Source organism: Kocuria sp. NPDC057446, assembly GCF_042802875.1.
In the GTDB taxonomy this organism is placed as follows: Bacteria; Actinomycetota; Actinomycetes; order Actinomycetales; family Micrococcaceae; genus Kocuria.
The window spans coordinates 1-13,604 of sequence record NZ_JBHVDI010000098.1 but is presented as its reverse complement, the minus strand read 5'-3'; the positions used below and the strand labels follow the sequence as shown (position 1 = coordinate 13,604).

Below are 13,604 nucleotides of genomic sequence, written 5' to 3'. Positions count from 1 at the left end.
CCGCTCCAGCAGGAGCCGGGCGGCCCGTCGTCGCGGGGGGTCAGCCGGCGTTCTCCGCGGCGCGGAACTGCTCGATGACCTCGTCGATGGGTCCGTCGCTGCGGACCCGGCCGTGCTCGATCCACACCCCGCGCTCGCACACCTTGCGGACCACGTCGAAGTCGTGGCTGACGACCAGCAGCGTCTTGCCCTCCTCCGAGAGCTCTTTGACCCGGCCCAGGCTCTTGCGCTGGAAGGGCTCGTCGCCCACCGAGAGGATCTCGTCGATGATGAAGATGTCCGGGTCGGTGAACACCGCCACGGCGAAGGCCAGGCGCAGGTACATGCCGGACGAGTAGAACTTGACCTCGGTGTCGATGAACTGCTCGATCTCGGAGAACGCCACGATCCGGTCGAACTTCCGGTCGATGTCCTCCTTGGACATGCCGAGGATCGCGCCGTTGAGATAGACGTTGTCGCGGCCGGTGAGGTCGGGGTGGAAGCCCGCGCCGACCTCGATCAGCCCGGCCACGCGCCCGTTGACCGTCAGTGAGCCGCCGTCGGGGCTCATCACGCCGGAGACCAGCTTGAGGAAGGTGGACTTGCCGGAGCCGTTGAGCCCCACGAGCGCCACGCTCTCCCCCGGCCGGATGCTCAGGCTCAGGTCCTCGAGGGCGCGGAAGCGGTTGGAGATGTCCTGGCGCCGCCCCCGCGCGAGCCACATCACCGTCTCCTTGAGGGAGCGGGCGTGGCGGAGCGCGAACTCCTTGGCCAGGTGCTCGGCCACCACGGCGGGCTCGGCCGGCGGGGTGGTGCGGTCGGTGCTCATCGTCACAGCTCCTGCGCGAATCGGCCCTCGAGGCGACGGAACACCAGGTCGCCGAGGACCATGACGACCGTGACCACGGCCAGCGCCACCGGCGTCCAGAGGGAGAACAGGTGGGGCGGCACCTCGTGCGCGCCGGGGGTGGTGGTCGGCAGCCAGAACGCCGCGTGGGAGAGCTCCACGGCCACGGTCAGGGGGTTGAGCATGAACCCGGCGAACCACACCGGGCCCAGCACGTCGCGGACCATCGTCCACGCGTAGAGCACCGGGGCGGACCAGGTGCTGACCATGACGATGAGGTCCACGAAGTTCTCGGCGTCGCGGAAGAACACGTTCGCCGCGCCGAAGAGCATGCCCAGCCCGGCCCCCAGCAGACCTACGATCAGCAGCGCCGCCGGCACGGCCAGCAGGGAGATCCACGTGGGCGACCAGCCCACGATCAGGGCGGCCACGAGCATCACCACCAGCTGCGGCATGAGGTGCACGCCGGCGACCCACACGGACGCCACCGGGAACATCTGCCGGGGCAGGTAGATCTTCTTGATCAGGCTCGCGTTGGCCACGATCGAGCGCGCCGCGTTGCCGAAGGACTCCGAGAAGAAGTTGATCAGGATGATCCCGGAGAACAGGTACACGGCATAGTTCTCCATCCCCCGCTCGAGGCCCAGGAAGATGCCCAGGGCCACGTAGAAGACCACGAACTGGATCCCCGGCTTGACGTAGGACCACAGCAGCCCGAGGACCGTGCCCCGGTAGCGGATCTGCAGCTCCTTGTCGACCAGCAGCTTCAGCAGGTACCGCTGCCGGAACACCGCCGGCAGCCCCGTCCCCGGGGACGGGCTCCGGACGACCGTGGCCGCCGGCATCAGGCGCCGATCTCCGAGTGCTCGCGGAAGGTCGCCTCCCAGGCCTCCATGGAGGTGACCTGGGGCAGCGCGGCGCGGTAGCGGCGGGAGAGCTCGGGCCAGCGCAGGGCCAGCTGGGCGTGCAGCCTCAGGGACTCCGCCATCAGGGCGCGGGCCTCCTTCGGGGAGCGCTTGTACCAGGTGTAGCCGGTGCCGTCCGAGGCGGAGACCAGCGCGCTGTCGTAGCGGGCGAGCCGCCACCACCGGGCGTCCTGGTAGGGCAGGTGTACCTGCGGGTGCTCCTCGGCCTGCTCCTGCGGGCGCACGGCGAGGTGGCGCACCACCGCGGTGGTCGCGGAGGTGAGCACCTTCAGCCCGTGCGGGGCGGAGAGCCGCCGCGTCCGGAGCGGCTTGGCCGAGGCGACCGCGGGGTACGCGTCCAGGTCCGGCTGGTAGACGGCGTCGGTGTGCTGGGTCATCATCCGGCGCACGTCGCGGATCCGCTGGGGCAGCAGCTCGTGCAGGGCCTCGGGGCCGGCCAGGACGTCCCGCAGGGCGAGGACCCGGGCCTCCTCCGCGAAGTACTGCATGGACAGCAGATGCCGCAGGTCCTTGATCCCGTTGCGCCCGAGCACCTCGCCGCCGCGGTCGAACGGGGAGTGCAGCAGGGCGGCCACGAGCTGGTTGCGCTTGTGGAAGTACGCCTGCCAGCTGATGGTGTCGTCCTTGTCCGCCCAGGCCAGGTGCCACACGGCCACGCCCGGCAGGGACACGGTGCGGTAGCCGGCGGCCTTGGCGCGGATGCCGTACTCGACGTCGTCCCACTTGATGAACACGGGCAGGGCGAGGCCGATCTCGCGGACCACCTGCGTGGGGATCAGGCACATCCACCACGCGTTGTAGTCGACCTCGATGCGGCGGTGCATCCACGCCGTGCTGCGCAGGTTGCTGCGCCGGAAGTCGTGGCCGATCTCCACGCCCTCGCCGGCGGGGCCGTACTGGAAGCTGTACGGGTCCATGGCTTCGCCGAAGTTGTGGATCTTCGTCGGGTTGAGCAGGTCGATCATGTGCCCTCCGACCAGGGTGGGCCGCTTGCAGAAGTCGGCGAACACGCTGATCCGGCGCACGGCCTCCGGCTCGATCTCGACGTCGTCGTCCATGAGCAGCACGTAGGTGCTGTCGGCGCGGACGGCCTCGTACATGCCGCGGGCGAAGCCGCCGGCCCCGCCCAGGTTGTCCTGGTCGATGACGCGCAGGCGGTCGCCGAAGCGCGCCTGGACCTCGTCGAAGCCGGGCTCGTCGACGACCTTCTGGTTGCCCTGGTCCACGATGACCACCTGCGCGACCTGCGGCAGCTGTTCGCGCCGCTCGTCGAGGAGCCGGGCGTTGGTCAGGCAGTAGGAGGGCTTGTTCATGGTCGTGATCTGGAGGGTCACGGTCCCCTCCGCGGTGCCCGTGCCGTCGCCCAGCCACTGGGCGCCGAGCACTTCGAGCTCCTGGTCCCCTGCGGTGGCGTCGAACCAGTACCACCCGCCGTCGGCGAAGGCCGTCAGCGGCAGCACGACCTCGGTCAGCCGGTCGGCGCCGGAGACCTCGTGCACCGACACGGGCACGGACTCTCCGCGCGCGTTCGAGCTGTGCACGTTCACGGAGCCGAGGCCCGTGGTCCGCACCCGCAGCACGACCTCGCGCAGATGGGTGTTGTGCCGCCAGTAGCTGGCCGGGAACGCGTTGAAGTAGGTGGCGAAGGACACGGTGCTGCGGGCCGGCACGCGCACGGACGTGCGCCCGAGGATCGCCACGCCGCTGGCGGCCCCGGCGTCGGAGGCCACGTTGACCACGATCTGGGGCCGCTGCTCCTTGGCGTCCTCCTGCTGGGCGGCGGTGCCGGTGTCCGCCCGGGAGTCCAGGTAGAGCGGCTGGGTGGGGAAGCGGTCCTTGGCCGGGAAGACGAGCTCCTGCAGCACCCGGTAGGCGGTGCTCCCGGTGCCGGTCCGGTCGGTGTCCTGGGTCGTCGCGGTCACGCGTCCACTCCCCCGCTCTCGATGGTGGCCCCGCCGGTGAAGTGGGGCTTGAGCTTGTTGTCGACCATGGACAGCGCGGCCCCGATGGCCATGTGCATGTCCAGGTACTTGTAGGTGCCGAGGCGGCCGCCGAAGAGGACGTTGTCCTCGCCGCGGGCGAGGTCGCGGTACTTCAGCAGCTTCTCGCGGTCCACCGAGGTGTTGACCGGGTAGTACGGCTCGTCGCCCTTGTCCGCGAACCGGGAGAACTCGCGCATGATCACGGTGGCGTCCGTGGTGTAGTCGCGCTGCGGATAGAAGTGGCGGAACTCGAGGATCCGGGTGAAGGGGACGTCCGGGTCCGGGTAGTTGATCACCGGGGCGCCCTGGAAGTCCTCGATCGGCAGGACCTCCTGCTCCAGGTCGATGGTGCGCCAGGAGAGGTCGCCCTCCGCGTAGTCGAAGTACCGGTCCACGGGGCCGGTGTACACGACCGGGACCTGCCCGGAGACGGCCGAGCGGGAGTAGTCGTGGCCGTCGTCGAAGAAGTCGGTGTCGAGCCGGACGTCGATCCTGGGGTGGTCGGCCATGCGCTCGAGCCACGCGGTGTAGCCGTCCACCGGCAGGCCCTCGTACTTGTCGTTAAAGTACCGGTTGTCGTAGGTGTAGCGGACGGGGAGCCGGTTGATGATCGAGGCGGGCAGGTCCGTGGGGTCCGTCTGCCACTGCTTGCCCGTGTAGTGCTTGATGAACGCCTCGTAGAGCGGCCGGCCGATGAGCTGGATGCCCTTGTCGTTGAGGTTCTGCGGGTCCGTCCCCGCGAGCTCCCCGGCCTGCTCCTGGATCAGCGCCCGCGCCTCCGCCGGCGAGTACGCCGCGCGGAAGAACTGGTTGATCGTGCCGAGGTTGATCGGCATGGGGAAGACCTCGTCGTGGTGCCGCGTGTAGACCCGGTGCACATAGTCCGTGAAGTCGGTGAACCGGTTCACGTAGTCCCAGACCCGCTCGTTGGAGGTGTGGAACAGGTGGGCCCCGTAGCGGTGCACCTCGATCCCGGTCTGGGGCTCGTTCTCCGTGTAGGCGTTGCCCCCGATGTGGGGGCGCCGGTCGATGATGGCCACGTCGAGGCCCAGCTCGTTGGCGGCCCTCTCGGCCACGGTCAGGCCGAACAGGCCTGACCCTACGACGACGAGATCTGCGTTCACGGGCTAACTCCTGGGGTTGGTGTCCGGGTGGGCCCGGCCGGCGTCCGGCCGGTGAGGGGGCGGCACGGGCGCGCCGGGCGTGCGCTGCGTACCAAAGTACCTGATCAGTCGGGGAAGCCCTGGAGCAGCCATCCGGCGGCGAGGCGACCGGAGGCGGCCAGGGAGGCGTTCTCGGCCGCCCACGCGGCCCGCCGTCGGCGCTCCCGGTCGTTCTCCTCGGCCAGCGCCGGGTCGAGGCGGCGGTCGAGGGCGGCGATCATGGCCCCGGCGACGGCGTCGGCGTCGTGGTCGACGGCGGCACCGAGGTCGTGGTCCTGCACGAGCTGCGCCGCGACCCCCGCCCCTGCGTAGACGACCGGCGTCCCGCACGCCGCCGCGGCGTAGATCTTGGTGGGCTTGGTGAAGTCGTAGCCGATGCCCGGGAGCACCGCGCCCAGGGCGGCGACGGCGCCCCGGGTCCACTCGGCGGTCTCGGCGGCGGGGCGCAGCCCCTCGAAGAGCACGCTGCCCGGGGCGAGCCGCTCGGCGAGCTCCTGGACCCGGTCGATGTCGGAGCCGCGGCCGAAGAACCGCAGTCGGGCGCCGGGGTGGGCCTCGAGGACGCGGGGCATGGCACGGACGAAGACGTCGGCGCCCTGCCACTCGGACATCGACCCGGCGTAGACGAAGTAGGGGTGGCCGGGAGCGGCCACGGGGCCGTCGGGGCGGAAGACGTCGGTGTCGATGCCGTTCTCCGCCACGAAAACCTTCTCCCACGCCACCCCGGTGACGGCCTGCAGCTCGCGGCCCATCGCCTCGGACACGGTGAGCACCCCCGCGGCGCGCCGGGCGGCCTGGGTCTCCATGACGCGCATGGCCCGCTTCACCGGCGCGGAGACGTCCATCTTCTCGGCGGCCGTCGTCCAGATGTCCGGGGCGTACCAGACGTAGGGCCGGCCCCGCAGGAACGAGGACACGAGCACGGCCATCCCCGTGGTGGGGGGCGGCTCGCTGACCACGAGGTCGGCGCGGGTGGCCAGCAGCCGGAAGAGGACGGGCACGTCGAAGCTGAGGTACTGGACGATACCGCGCACGTAGTCGTAGCGGTCGCGCAGGACCGGCCACCGGCGCACGGGGTAGGGCTCCGGCTCGATCTCTGCCCCGGCCGGCGGACGCGTGGTGAGGACCGTGACCTGCGCCCCCGCCTCGGTCAGGCCACGGGCCAGGGCCCGCAGCCGGAAGGACGCGGCGGCCGGCTCGGGGGCGAAGATGCGGCTGACGATGACGATGCGGCGGGGAGTCACGGGACCACCTGTTCGGAGCTGCTCGACGGGAGGGGACGGAACGCACGGGGGCCGGGCACGACGTCGCCGGGCACGGGCGGTACCACTGTACTGGCCCGGCACCGGCGCCCCGGGCGGGCGCGCCCCGGGCCCGCTACCGCACGGTGCGGCTCGTCCACGCCAGCACGCCGGGGCGGAAGAGCAGGACGAGCACGACGACGGCCGGCACGGCCGTCGCCAGCCCGGGCGCCCACTGACCCGACCGGAGCAGGGGGTAGGCGAGCACCAGGAGGAAGACCTGGACCACGAGCGCGGCCGCGCGGGGCCACCGGAAGCCGCGCCACAGGCCCCGGCCCACCCGCAACAGCCACAGGGCGCCGCCCCCGAACACCGCCACGAGGAAGATCGTCCCGCCCAGCGTCAGGGGGTCCTCGAAGAGCAGCGACCAGACCAGCCGCAGCGCCGCCCCCGCGAGGACCAGCGCCTCGAGCAGCACCACGCCGGTCAGGACCGCCACCGCGGGCGGCCGGACGTCCCGGGAGGGGGTGGTCATGGGGCTCTCCTTCCGGCCGGGCGCGGGCCCCGGCGCTCTCCGACACCCTAGTCCGCCGGCGGCCGGTGCGCGCCGGCCGCGCGGGCCGCGGCACCGCACGCCCCCGGCACGCTGTGAGCAACGCCTCACCGGGCCGGGGGTGACGCGCCCCCCAAAGCCCTTGTCCGCTCCCCTCCGGCGTGGGAAGGTGGACGTCAGTTCTTCACAAGGCCCGTGCGAATGGGCCTTTTCTCTTGTCCCGGACGCGGCCGCCGCAGGATCGCTCTGCCCTGCGCTGACGGGACCCACCCTTGAAAGGAGCGATCGCTGACCATGGATTGGCGTAGCCGCGCAGCATGCCTGGAGAAGGATCCCGAGCTGTTCTTCCCCGTGGGCAACACCGGACCTGCTCTCCTCCAGATCGAGGAGGCCAAGGCCGTGTGCCGAAGCTGCCCGGTGATGGACACCTGTCTGCAGTGGGCCCTCGAGTCCGGCCAGGACGCCGGCGTCTGGGGCGGGATGAGCGAGGACGAGCGCCGCGCCCTGAAGCGCCGGGCCGCCCGCGCCCGCCGCGCCTCCTGAGCGCCCCGCACGCACCGAGGACCGGGAACCCCACGGGGTCCCGGTCCTCGCCGCTCTCCGGAGCGCGGCGGCGCTAGTCGTCGAGGCGGGCGCACACCGTCACGTCGGTGCCCCCGCCCTGCCGGGGCTCCCAGCGGATCCAGCCCCCGAGCTCGCCCGCCACGAGGGTGCGCACGATCTGCATCCCGAGCCCCTCGCCCCCGCCCGCCCGGCGGAACGCCCCCACCCCGGACTCCTCGATGACGACGTCCCCCATCCCCGTGCCGTCGTCGCTGACCACGACCTCCAGCAGCGGGCCGCCGTCGTCCTCGTCCCGCACCCGGGACGCCTCCAGCGTCACCGTGCCGGTCCGCCCGGCCAGCCCGTGCTCGACGGCGTTGGTGACGAGCTCGTTGATCACGAGCGCCAGCGGGGTCGCCAGGCGGGTCGGCAGCTCGCCGAACTCGCCGATCATCCGGGTGTGCACGGTCTGCTCGGGCGCGGCCACCTCCGCCGCCAGCCGGAACTGCCGGGCGATGAGCTCGTCGAAGTCCACGTTCTGTGTGAAGCCCTGGGAGAGCGTCTCGTGCACCATCGCGATGGTCGCGACCCGGCGCATGGCCTGCTCCAGCCCGTGCCGCGCCTCGTCCGTCGTCATCCGCCGGGCCTGCAGGCGCAGCAGCGCGGAGACGGTCTGCAGGTTGTTCTTCACGCGGTGGTGGATCTCCCGCACCGTCGCGTCCTTCGAGACGAGCTCCAGGTCCCGGCGGCGCAGCTCGGTGACGTCCCGGCAGAGCAGCACGGCGCCCAGCCGGCCGGAGCGGTCCCGCAGCGGGACGGAGCGGAAGTTGACGCTCACGCGCGGGCCCTCCACCTCGGTGCGCCACGCCGTCCGCCCGCTGAGCACGGGGGCGAGGGTCTCGTCCGCGTCCCCGCCGGGGACCAGCACGGGCGGCACCAGGTCCATGAGCCGCTCCCCGAGCAGGTCGCCGTCGATCCCCAGCCGGCGCAGCGCCGACTCCGCGTTGGGGGAGACGTAGGTCACACGGTCCTCGGCGTCGAGCCGGATCGCGCCGTCCCCGACGCGCGGGGCGCCGCGGCGCGACCCCGTCGGCGCGGAGAAGTCCGGCCACAGGCCCTCGTTGGCCATCCGCAGCAGCACGTCGGCGGTCTCGCGGTAGACGATCTCCTGCCGGGAGACCACCTGCCCGGGCGCCCGGCCGGCGTGCAGCGTGAGCAGGGCGAGCGTCCGTCCCTTGCGCACGAGCGGCACCACCTTGACCGGGCCGGAGGAGCCGGGGCCGTCCCCGGCCGGGCGCACCCGCTCGATCCGCCGGCCGACCCAGGCGGCCCGCAGGGCCCCGGTCAGCTCGTCGGGCAGCAGCTCGCCGACCATGTCCTTGTGGAAGACGGTGGGTCCTGTCGCGGGCCGCACGTGGGCGAGCACCCGGAACGGGCTGGCGGGTGCCGGCATGCCGCGGCCGTTGCCGCTGCCCGCGGCCGGGATGTAGTCCGCGGGGAAGCTGAGGATCAGGTCTCCGAAGGCGAGGTCGGAGATCAGCTGCCAGTCCCCCACGAGCAGGTGGAGCCACTCGTAGTCCCCGGGCCCGAAGTCCTTGGTGTCCCTGAGCGGTTCCGTGAACGCCACGTCGCCTCCGGTGGTCGCAGGTGGCGGGGGCCGGGCGGCGCCCCGCGATCAGCGCCGCAGCCAGGCCCCGATCCTGCCGCCCAGCCTAGTACCGCGCACGAGCGGCTCCCCGTCCTCGGCGGGCTCCTCGGGATCGGCGAGCACCCCGGCGGCCAGCCCCCGGAGCGCGGCCCGCACCGGGGACCCCGCCGCGGTCTCGGCCAGGACGGCTCCCGCCAGGAGCGCCTCGTCACAGGTCTCCGGGTCCCAGGGCACGAACAGCTCGACCGCCGGGCCGGAGCCGAACCGTGCCCAGGCCTCCCGGATCCCCAGCTCCGGGGAGCGTCCCGCCGCCGAGCGGCGCAGCTTGTTCACGGCGACGACGAGCCGGGCGCCGGGCGCGGCGGCGGCGACGTCCGGCAGGCCCTTGACCAGTCGCGGGACGCCGATGGTGTCCGCGGCGCCCACCGCCACCACGACGTCGGCGCGCTCCAGCACCGTGAGGGCCGCCGCGTGCCGGCGGGGGGCCATGGTGTCCACGGTGAGCTCCTCGTCGGACTCCAGCGCGAAGCCGCAGTCCACCACCGTGGCCCCGAACTCCTGCGCCGAGCGCTCGAGCACCGCCGCCACGGCGCTCGAGCGCAGCTCCGGCCAGCGGTCCTGACGGGTCAGCCCGGTGAGCACGCGGACGGTGCGTCCGGCGACGGCCACGTCGGCGGCCGTTCGCCGCAGGGCCGCGCCGTCCAGCCGCCCCTGGTCCGCGAGGCGGCACGCCTGCGCCAGGCCCGCCGCCTCGTCGAGCATCCCGAGGGCCGCGGCCACCGACGGCCCGTAGGTGTCCGCGTCGACGAGAGCCGTGTCCTGCCCCAGGAGCGCGAGCTCGGCGGCGAGGTTGACGGCCACCGTGGTCCGGCCCGGCGCCCCTGTCGGCCCCCAGACCGCCACGATCCGCCCGGCGCGCCGCGGGCCGGGCGGCTCCGCACCGCCGGGCCCGTCCACGGCCTCCGGTTCCGCCCCGGTCGCGGGCGGGCCCGTGGTGGGCGTGGGGTCGGCCCGGGATGCCGTGACGACGTCGGCGTAGCCCAGCACGCTCGGTGCGCCCGCGGCGGCGACGGCCTCCTCGACCAGCCGCGCGGCGTCCTCGGGGGCCGCCCGTTCCGGGACGACCACGGCGCCCAGGGCGGCGAGACGGTGGTGGTCGTGGCCCTCCAGCACCAGCAGCGCCGCGCCCCCCAGCCGGATCTGCTCCAGCAGACTGGCCGTGAGGTCCTCGGCGCCCTCCGCGACGAGGGCGGCCCGGCCCAGACCGGCGCGCGCCGCGGCCAGCAGCTCCGTGAGGTCGAGGCAGCGGCGGACCACCGTGACGGGTCCGTGCAGCCGCTCGATGCCGTCGACCAGCGGCCACGTCGACACGCCGAGGGCCATGACGGGAAGGACCATCACCGGCCGCCCGCGGGGTTCCACACGAGGGTGACCCGGGCGTCGTTGCCGAGCGCGTCCACGAGCTCCTCCATCGGCTCCTCCTCGACCAGGACGTGCACGACGGTGCCTCGGCCCGCGCCGAGGGCGGTCTGCTCCGCCTGCACGCCCGCGATCTCGGCGGCGGGAAGCAGCAGGCGCGCCGGTTCGTGGCCGCGGCCCGAGGGCTTTTGCGCGGCCACCCACACGTCCACGCGCGAGCCCGCCCCGGCGTCCTGGGGCAGCGGGTGGTCCACGGGGACGGCGACCGGCTTGCGGTCCAGCCGGTCCGCGGTGCCCAGGGCGGTCCCCGGGAGGAGCTGGCCCGCGGGGATGCGCTGCGTCGCGACCGTGCCCGGACCGGGGGCCGCGTCCGCCGGGACGTACAGCTCCGCCGCGTCCTGCAGCCGGACGTCGACGGTCACCACGTCGTCACCGGTCACGTCCTGTCCGACCTCGATGTCCCGGGCGGCCGCCAGATAGGGGTCCGTCCGGTTCGTGGCGGTGACCACGGCGGTGACCCCGGCCACGGAGAGCAGTACGAGCAGCAGCCCGGTGAGCAGCCTCGGATCCCGCCAGGTCGGTCTCCGGAACCGGGCCGACGGGGCGTCCGCGCCCCGGTCCGTGCCGCTCATCGGCGACCGCCTCTCTCGCTGCTGGGCACGGCCGTGCGGACCGCGCTCGTCGCCCACATTCTGCCCGCGGACGCGGTGCCCGGGAACCGGTCGGTGCACAACTGGGGACAGGAATCCCGGTCCGGCCGCCGGCGGGGCCCGGCCGGACGGTGCTGCCGGGGGATGTGGACGAGGAGCCGCTCCGCCCGTTCGGTGGCAGACTGGAACGGGAGAGCAACGACGAGCAAGGAGGCGGAGGATGGCGCAGCAGCGCTTCCTGACCTTGGCGGACGTCGCCGAGATCCTCAACATCTCGGCGACGCAGGCGAGGTCTCTCGTGCGCAGCGGGGAGCTGCCCGCCATTCAGGTGGGCGGGCGCGGGCAGTGGCGCGTCGAGACCGCCAAGTTGGAGGAGTACATCGCCCGGGGGTACGAGCGCACGGCCGAGGCGGTCCGCTCGGGCGCCCTCGACTGACCAGCGGCACCGGCGGGGCCGGACCGATCATCCCGCGGTGAGCGAGGACACGCAGACCAGCGCAGGGAACGGCACGGCGCGCAGGGCGGTCACGCTCGTCCGCCTGCGGTAGTCGTCGTCGGGGTGCAGGGCCAGGTCGAGGAAGTCCGCGCCCACCCGGTCGACCGTTCCGTCGAGCTCGCCCATGGGTCCACCCCCGGCGAGCCGGATGCGCACGCCGGCCCTGGCCCGGGCCAGGGCACGCAGCGCGTGCCCCAGGCCGAGTCGCAGGGGCACCGGCCCGTCGCCGGGGGCCCACCCCCGGCCGAGGCCCTCCCACCACAGCACGGCCGCCAGCGGCACCAGGTGCTCGGTCCCCCGCTCCTCCAGCACGACCCACCCGGCGCCCACCGTGCGCACCCGGCCCTCGACCGGCACGGAGCCCGCCAGCAGGGCCCGGACGGGCTCGTCCTGCCGGAGCCGCAGCCGGTCGGCCAGACGCACCCGTGAGTACTCCGCCCGAGCCTGCTCGGCGGCCTCCTCCTCCAGTCCCTGCTGGTGCGCGGAGGCCAGCTGCGCCTCCAGGTCCGCGAAGAGCTGCTCCCAGCGCACTGCGGGGCCTCCTTCCGCCGTCCGGTCGCGCAGGGCCTCAACGTAGGCGCCGGCCCCGGACCCGTCAAGGACCGTCATGTCCACCGCCGGCCGTGGATTTCTTGACACGACCGCCGAGAGACGCCAACAATGCCGTACGACGTCAAACAGCAACAAACAAGATCAAACATCATCAACAGTGAGGACCGGAGGGCGACATGAGGGTCAGTGCGGAGTTCGCGGGCATCCCGGCCGCACCGATGTGGCCGGTGCTGCTCGTCCCCGCCGTGGGCGCGGCCACCGGGGCCTGCGGCGCCGTCCTGGTCGATGCGGGCGGCCGCCTCGACGGAGGCGCGGACGCCGGTGTCCTCATCGGGGTGGCGGCGGCCACGATCGGCTGCGCCGTGGTGCTGGCCTGGACCCTCTCCGCCCTGCTGGCGCTGCTCGCGGTGCTGGCCGGCCGCCACCGGTGGGAGCGGCTGGCGGCGGTCTGCGCCCGGTGCTCCCCCGCCCTGCTGCGCCGCGCGGCGGCCGCGGCACTGGGCCTGCAGCTCTTCGCGGCCCCCGGGGCGGTGGCCGACGACACGCCCTCCCCGTTCTGGGAAACCGGGACGTCCGTGCAGGAGTCGACACCCGGCCCGGCCGGGCAGGACACCGTCCCGGACGCGACGGCCTCCCCGCCCGAGCCCCCGGAGCCCGCCCCGGGCCCCGGCTCCGGCAACGACCGCGGTCCGGGCACCGGAACCGACCCTGCGCCCCGGGTGGAGCCGGCCCCCTGCCCGGCGCGGGCCGGCTCCCCGGTGGCGGAGCGCACGGTGGACGGGGCCGTCACCGTGGTGCGCGGGGACACCCTCTGGTCCCTGGCCGCCGCCCAGCTGGGTCCGGAGGCCTCCGAGAAGCAGGTCGCCCGCGCGTGGCCGGCCTGGTACGAGCTGAACCGGCACGTGCTCACGGACGGGCCGCACCGGCTCCTGCCGGGACAGCGGCTGCTCGTGCCCGGGGGACCCTGATCCTCCCGCGCCCCGGCTCCGCGGCAGCCGACCACCGACACACCGCAGCACCGTTCCCAGGAGGCCCGCCATGAACGCTCCCGCCGCCGGTCCCGACCCGGTCGCCCGTCCGCTCGTGCCCGAGCGCCGCCGCCCGGCGGCCGGCCCGCCCGCCCGCCGGGTGCGGCCGGCGCCGCCCACCGCCCCGGGCGGCTACACGTGGGGCGCCACGCGCGTGCTGGGCCACGACGCCGAGGACGAGCTCGGCCGGGTCACGGCGCTGGCCCGCTCGATCGGCCAGGCGGCCGTGGAGGTGCTGGGCGGGAGCCGGCCGGCGGCGCAGCTGATCCGCTGGACCACCCCGGAGATCGTGGAGCGCTTCCAGCAGCGGGCCGAGATGCTCCGCCTGCTCCAGGAGCAGTTCGAGGGAAAGGCCGCGCTGCAGGAGCTGCACCGCAATCCGCACGTGCGCAGGTGCCGGGTCTGCCGGGTGGACGTCGGAGTCTACGAGGTGGCCCTGGTGATCGTCGAACCACGGCGCAGCCGGGCCGTGGCCATGCGCGTGGAGCGACTGGGCCGGGGCTGGGGCGTCACCCAGCTCGAGGTCGGCTGACCGATCCCGCCGCGCCCCGAGGGCCGCGCACTCCGTGGAGTGCGC

The 13,604-nt window shown here is 73.9% G+C and carries 14 protein-coding genes; 4 read left to right on the top strand and 10 right to left on the bottom strand.

What is annotated here, in order from left to right:
- Positions 1-40 precede the first annotated feature (40 nt).
- The 6 genes from ACFU0Y_RS12230 to ACFU0Y_RS12205 form a co-directional block, all read right to left on the bottom strand.
- Entirely contained in the window at positions 41-808 is a 768-nt protein-coding gene (locus ACFU0Y_RS12230) for an ABC transporter ATP-binding protein (protein ID WP_380214794.1), read from the bottom strand.
- Between the two features lie 2 nt (positions 809-810).
- The gene (locus ACFU0Y_RS12225) at positions 811-1,671 is read right to left on the bottom strand and encodes an ABC transporter permease (RefSeq protein WP_380214792.1); all 861 of its coding nucleotides are present in this window, start codon (positions 1,669-1,671) and stop codon (positions 811-813) included.
- Complete coding sequence (locus ACFU0Y_RS12220) at positions 1,671-3,674, bottom strand: glycosyltransferase (RefSeq protein ID WP_380214791.1); 2,004 nt, start codon at positions 3,672-3,674, stop codon at positions 1,671-1,673. The genes ACFU0Y_RS12225 and ACFU0Y_RS12220 overlap by 1 nt, the downstream gene beginning before the upstream one ends.
- Positions 3,671-4,858 carry a UDP-galactopyranose mutase gene (gene glf, locus ACFU0Y_RS12215; protein ID WP_380214790.1) on the bottom strand — a complete coding sequence of 396 codons (1,188 nt, stop codon included), beginning with the start codon at positions 4,856-4,858 and terminating at the stop codon, positions 3,671-3,673. The genes ACFU0Y_RS12220 and glf overlap by 4 nt, the downstream gene beginning before the upstream one ends.
- Before the next feature lie 104 nt (positions 4,859-4,962).
- Positions 4,963-6,141 (bottom strand): glycosyltransferase family 4 protein, encoded by a 1,179-nt coding sequence (locus ACFU0Y_RS12210; protein ID WP_380214789.1) that lies wholly within the window; start codon positions 6,139-6,141, stop codon positions 4,963-4,965.
- 133 nt (positions 6,142-6,274) lie between these two features.
- Entirely contained in the window at positions 6,275-6,673 is a 399-nt protein-coding gene (locus ACFU0Y_RS12205) for a hypothetical protein (RefSeq protein ID WP_380214788.1), read from the bottom strand.
- Between the two features lie 312 nt (positions 6,674-6,985).
- Here ACFU0Y_RS12205 and ACFU0Y_RS12200 point away from each other — a divergent pair, with 312 nt between their 5' ends.
- The gene (locus ACFU0Y_RS12200; protein ID WP_017833636.1) at positions 6,986-7,234 is read left to right on the top strand and encodes a WhiB family transcriptional regulator; all 249 of its coding nucleotides are present in this window, start codon (positions 6,986-6,988) and stop codon (positions 7,232-7,234) included.
- A gap of 73 nt (positions 7,235-7,307) precedes the next feature.
- Here ACFU0Y_RS12200 and ACFU0Y_RS12195 read toward each other — a convergent pair whose 3' ends face one another.
- Genes ACFU0Y_RS12195 through ACFU0Y_RS12185 form a run of 3 tightly spaced genes read right to left on the bottom strand, consistent with a single transcriptional unit; the run spans position 7,308 to position 10,933 of the window.
- A complete protein-coding gene (locus ACFU0Y_RS12195) occupies positions 7,308-8,861 on the bottom strand; it encodes a sensor histidine kinase (protein WP_380214787.1) in 1,554 nt (517 codons plus the stop codon).
- Between the two features lie 48 nt (positions 8,862-8,909).
- Positions 8,910-10,280 (bottom strand): CpaE family protein, encoded by a 1,371-nt coding sequence (locus ACFU0Y_RS12190; RefSeq protein ID WP_380214786.1) that lies wholly within the window; start codon positions 10,278-10,280, stop codon positions 8,910-8,912.
- Positions 10,280-10,933 carry an SAF domain-containing protein gene (locus tag ACFU0Y_RS12185; protein WP_380214785.1) on the bottom strand — a complete coding sequence of 218 codons (654 nt, stop codon included), beginning with the start codon at positions 10,931-10,933 and terminating at the stop codon, positions 10,280-10,282. Before ACFU0Y_RS12185 ends, ACFU0Y_RS12190 begins: the two co-directional genes overlap by 1 nt.
- Positions 10,934-11,171: 238 nt before the next feature.
- Here ACFU0Y_RS12185 and ACFU0Y_RS12180 point away from each other — a divergent pair, with 238 nt between their 5' ends.
- Entirely contained in the window at positions 11,172-11,387 is a 216-nt protein-coding gene (locus tag ACFU0Y_RS12180) for a helix-turn-helix domain-containing protein (protein ID WP_380214784.1), read from the top strand.
- A gap of 27 nt (positions 11,388-11,414) precedes the next feature.
- Here ACFU0Y_RS12180 and ACFU0Y_RS12175 read toward each other — a convergent pair whose 3' ends face one another.
- Positions 11,415-12,056, bottom strand: a complete 642-nt coding sequence (locus tag ACFU0Y_RS12175) for a hypothetical protein (protein WP_380214783.1) — start codon at positions 12,054-12,056, stop codon at positions 11,415-11,417.
- A 119-nt stretch (positions 12,057-12,175) separates the two neighbouring features.
- On the opposite strand from ACFU0Y_RS12175, the gene ACFU0Y_RS12170 reads away from it, so the two are divergent.
- On the top strand, positions 12,176-12,967 hold the full coding sequence (locus ACFU0Y_RS12170) for a LysM peptidoglycan-binding domain-containing protein (RefSeq protein ID WP_380214782.1): 792 nt from the start codon (positions 12,176-12,178) through the stop codon (positions 12,965-12,967).
- 70 nt (positions 12,968-13,037) lie between these two features.
- Complete coding sequence (locus tag ACFU0Y_RS12165) at positions 13,038-13,559, top strand: Rv3235 family protein (protein WP_380214781.1); 522 nt, start codon at positions 13,038-13,040, stop codon at positions 13,557-13,559.
- Positions 13,560-13,604: the final 45 nt, after the last annotated feature.

Coding starts and splice junctions, on each gene's coding strand:
- ACFU0Y_RS12165 (WP_380214781.1), top strand. CDS start 13,038: ATGAACGCTCCCGCCGCCGGTCCCGACCCGGTCGCCCGTCCGCTCGTG.
- ACFU0Y_RS12230 (WP_380214794.1), bottom strand. CDS start 808: ATGAGCACCGACCGCACCACCCCGCCGGCCGAGCCCGCCGTGGTGGCC.
- ACFU0Y_RS12180 (WP_380214784.1), top strand. CDS start 11,172: ATGGCGCAGCAGCGCTTCCTGACCTTGGCGGACGTCGCCGAGATCCTC.
- ACFU0Y_RS12190 (WP_380214786.1), bottom strand. CDS start 10,280: ATGGTCCTTCCCGTCATGGCCCTCGGCGTGTCGACGTGGCCGCTGGTC.
- ACFU0Y_RS12185 (WP_380214785.1), bottom strand. CDS start 10,933: ATGAGCGGCACGGACCGGGGCGCGGACGCCCCGTCGGCCCGGTTCCGG.
- ACFU0Y_RS12170 (WP_380214782.1), top strand. CDS start 12,176: ATGAGGGTCAGTGCGGAGTTCGCGGGCATCCCGGCCGCACCGATGTGG.
- ACFU0Y_RS12225 (WP_380214792.1), bottom strand. CDS start 1,671: ATGCCGGCGGCCACGGTCGTCCGGAGCCCGTCCCCGGGGACGGGGCTG.
- ACFU0Y_RS12205 (WP_380214788.1), bottom strand. CDS start 6,673: ATGACCACCCCCTCCCGGGACGTCCGGCCGCCCGCGGTGGCGGTCCTG.
- ACFU0Y_RS12200 (WP_017833636.1), top strand. CDS start 6,986: ATGGATTGGCGTAGCCGCGCAGCATGCCTGGAGAAGGATCCCGAGCTG.
- ACFU0Y_RS12175 (WP_380214783.1), bottom strand. CDS start 12,056: ATGACGGTCCTTGACGGGTCCGGGGCCGGCGCCTACGTTGAGGCCCTG.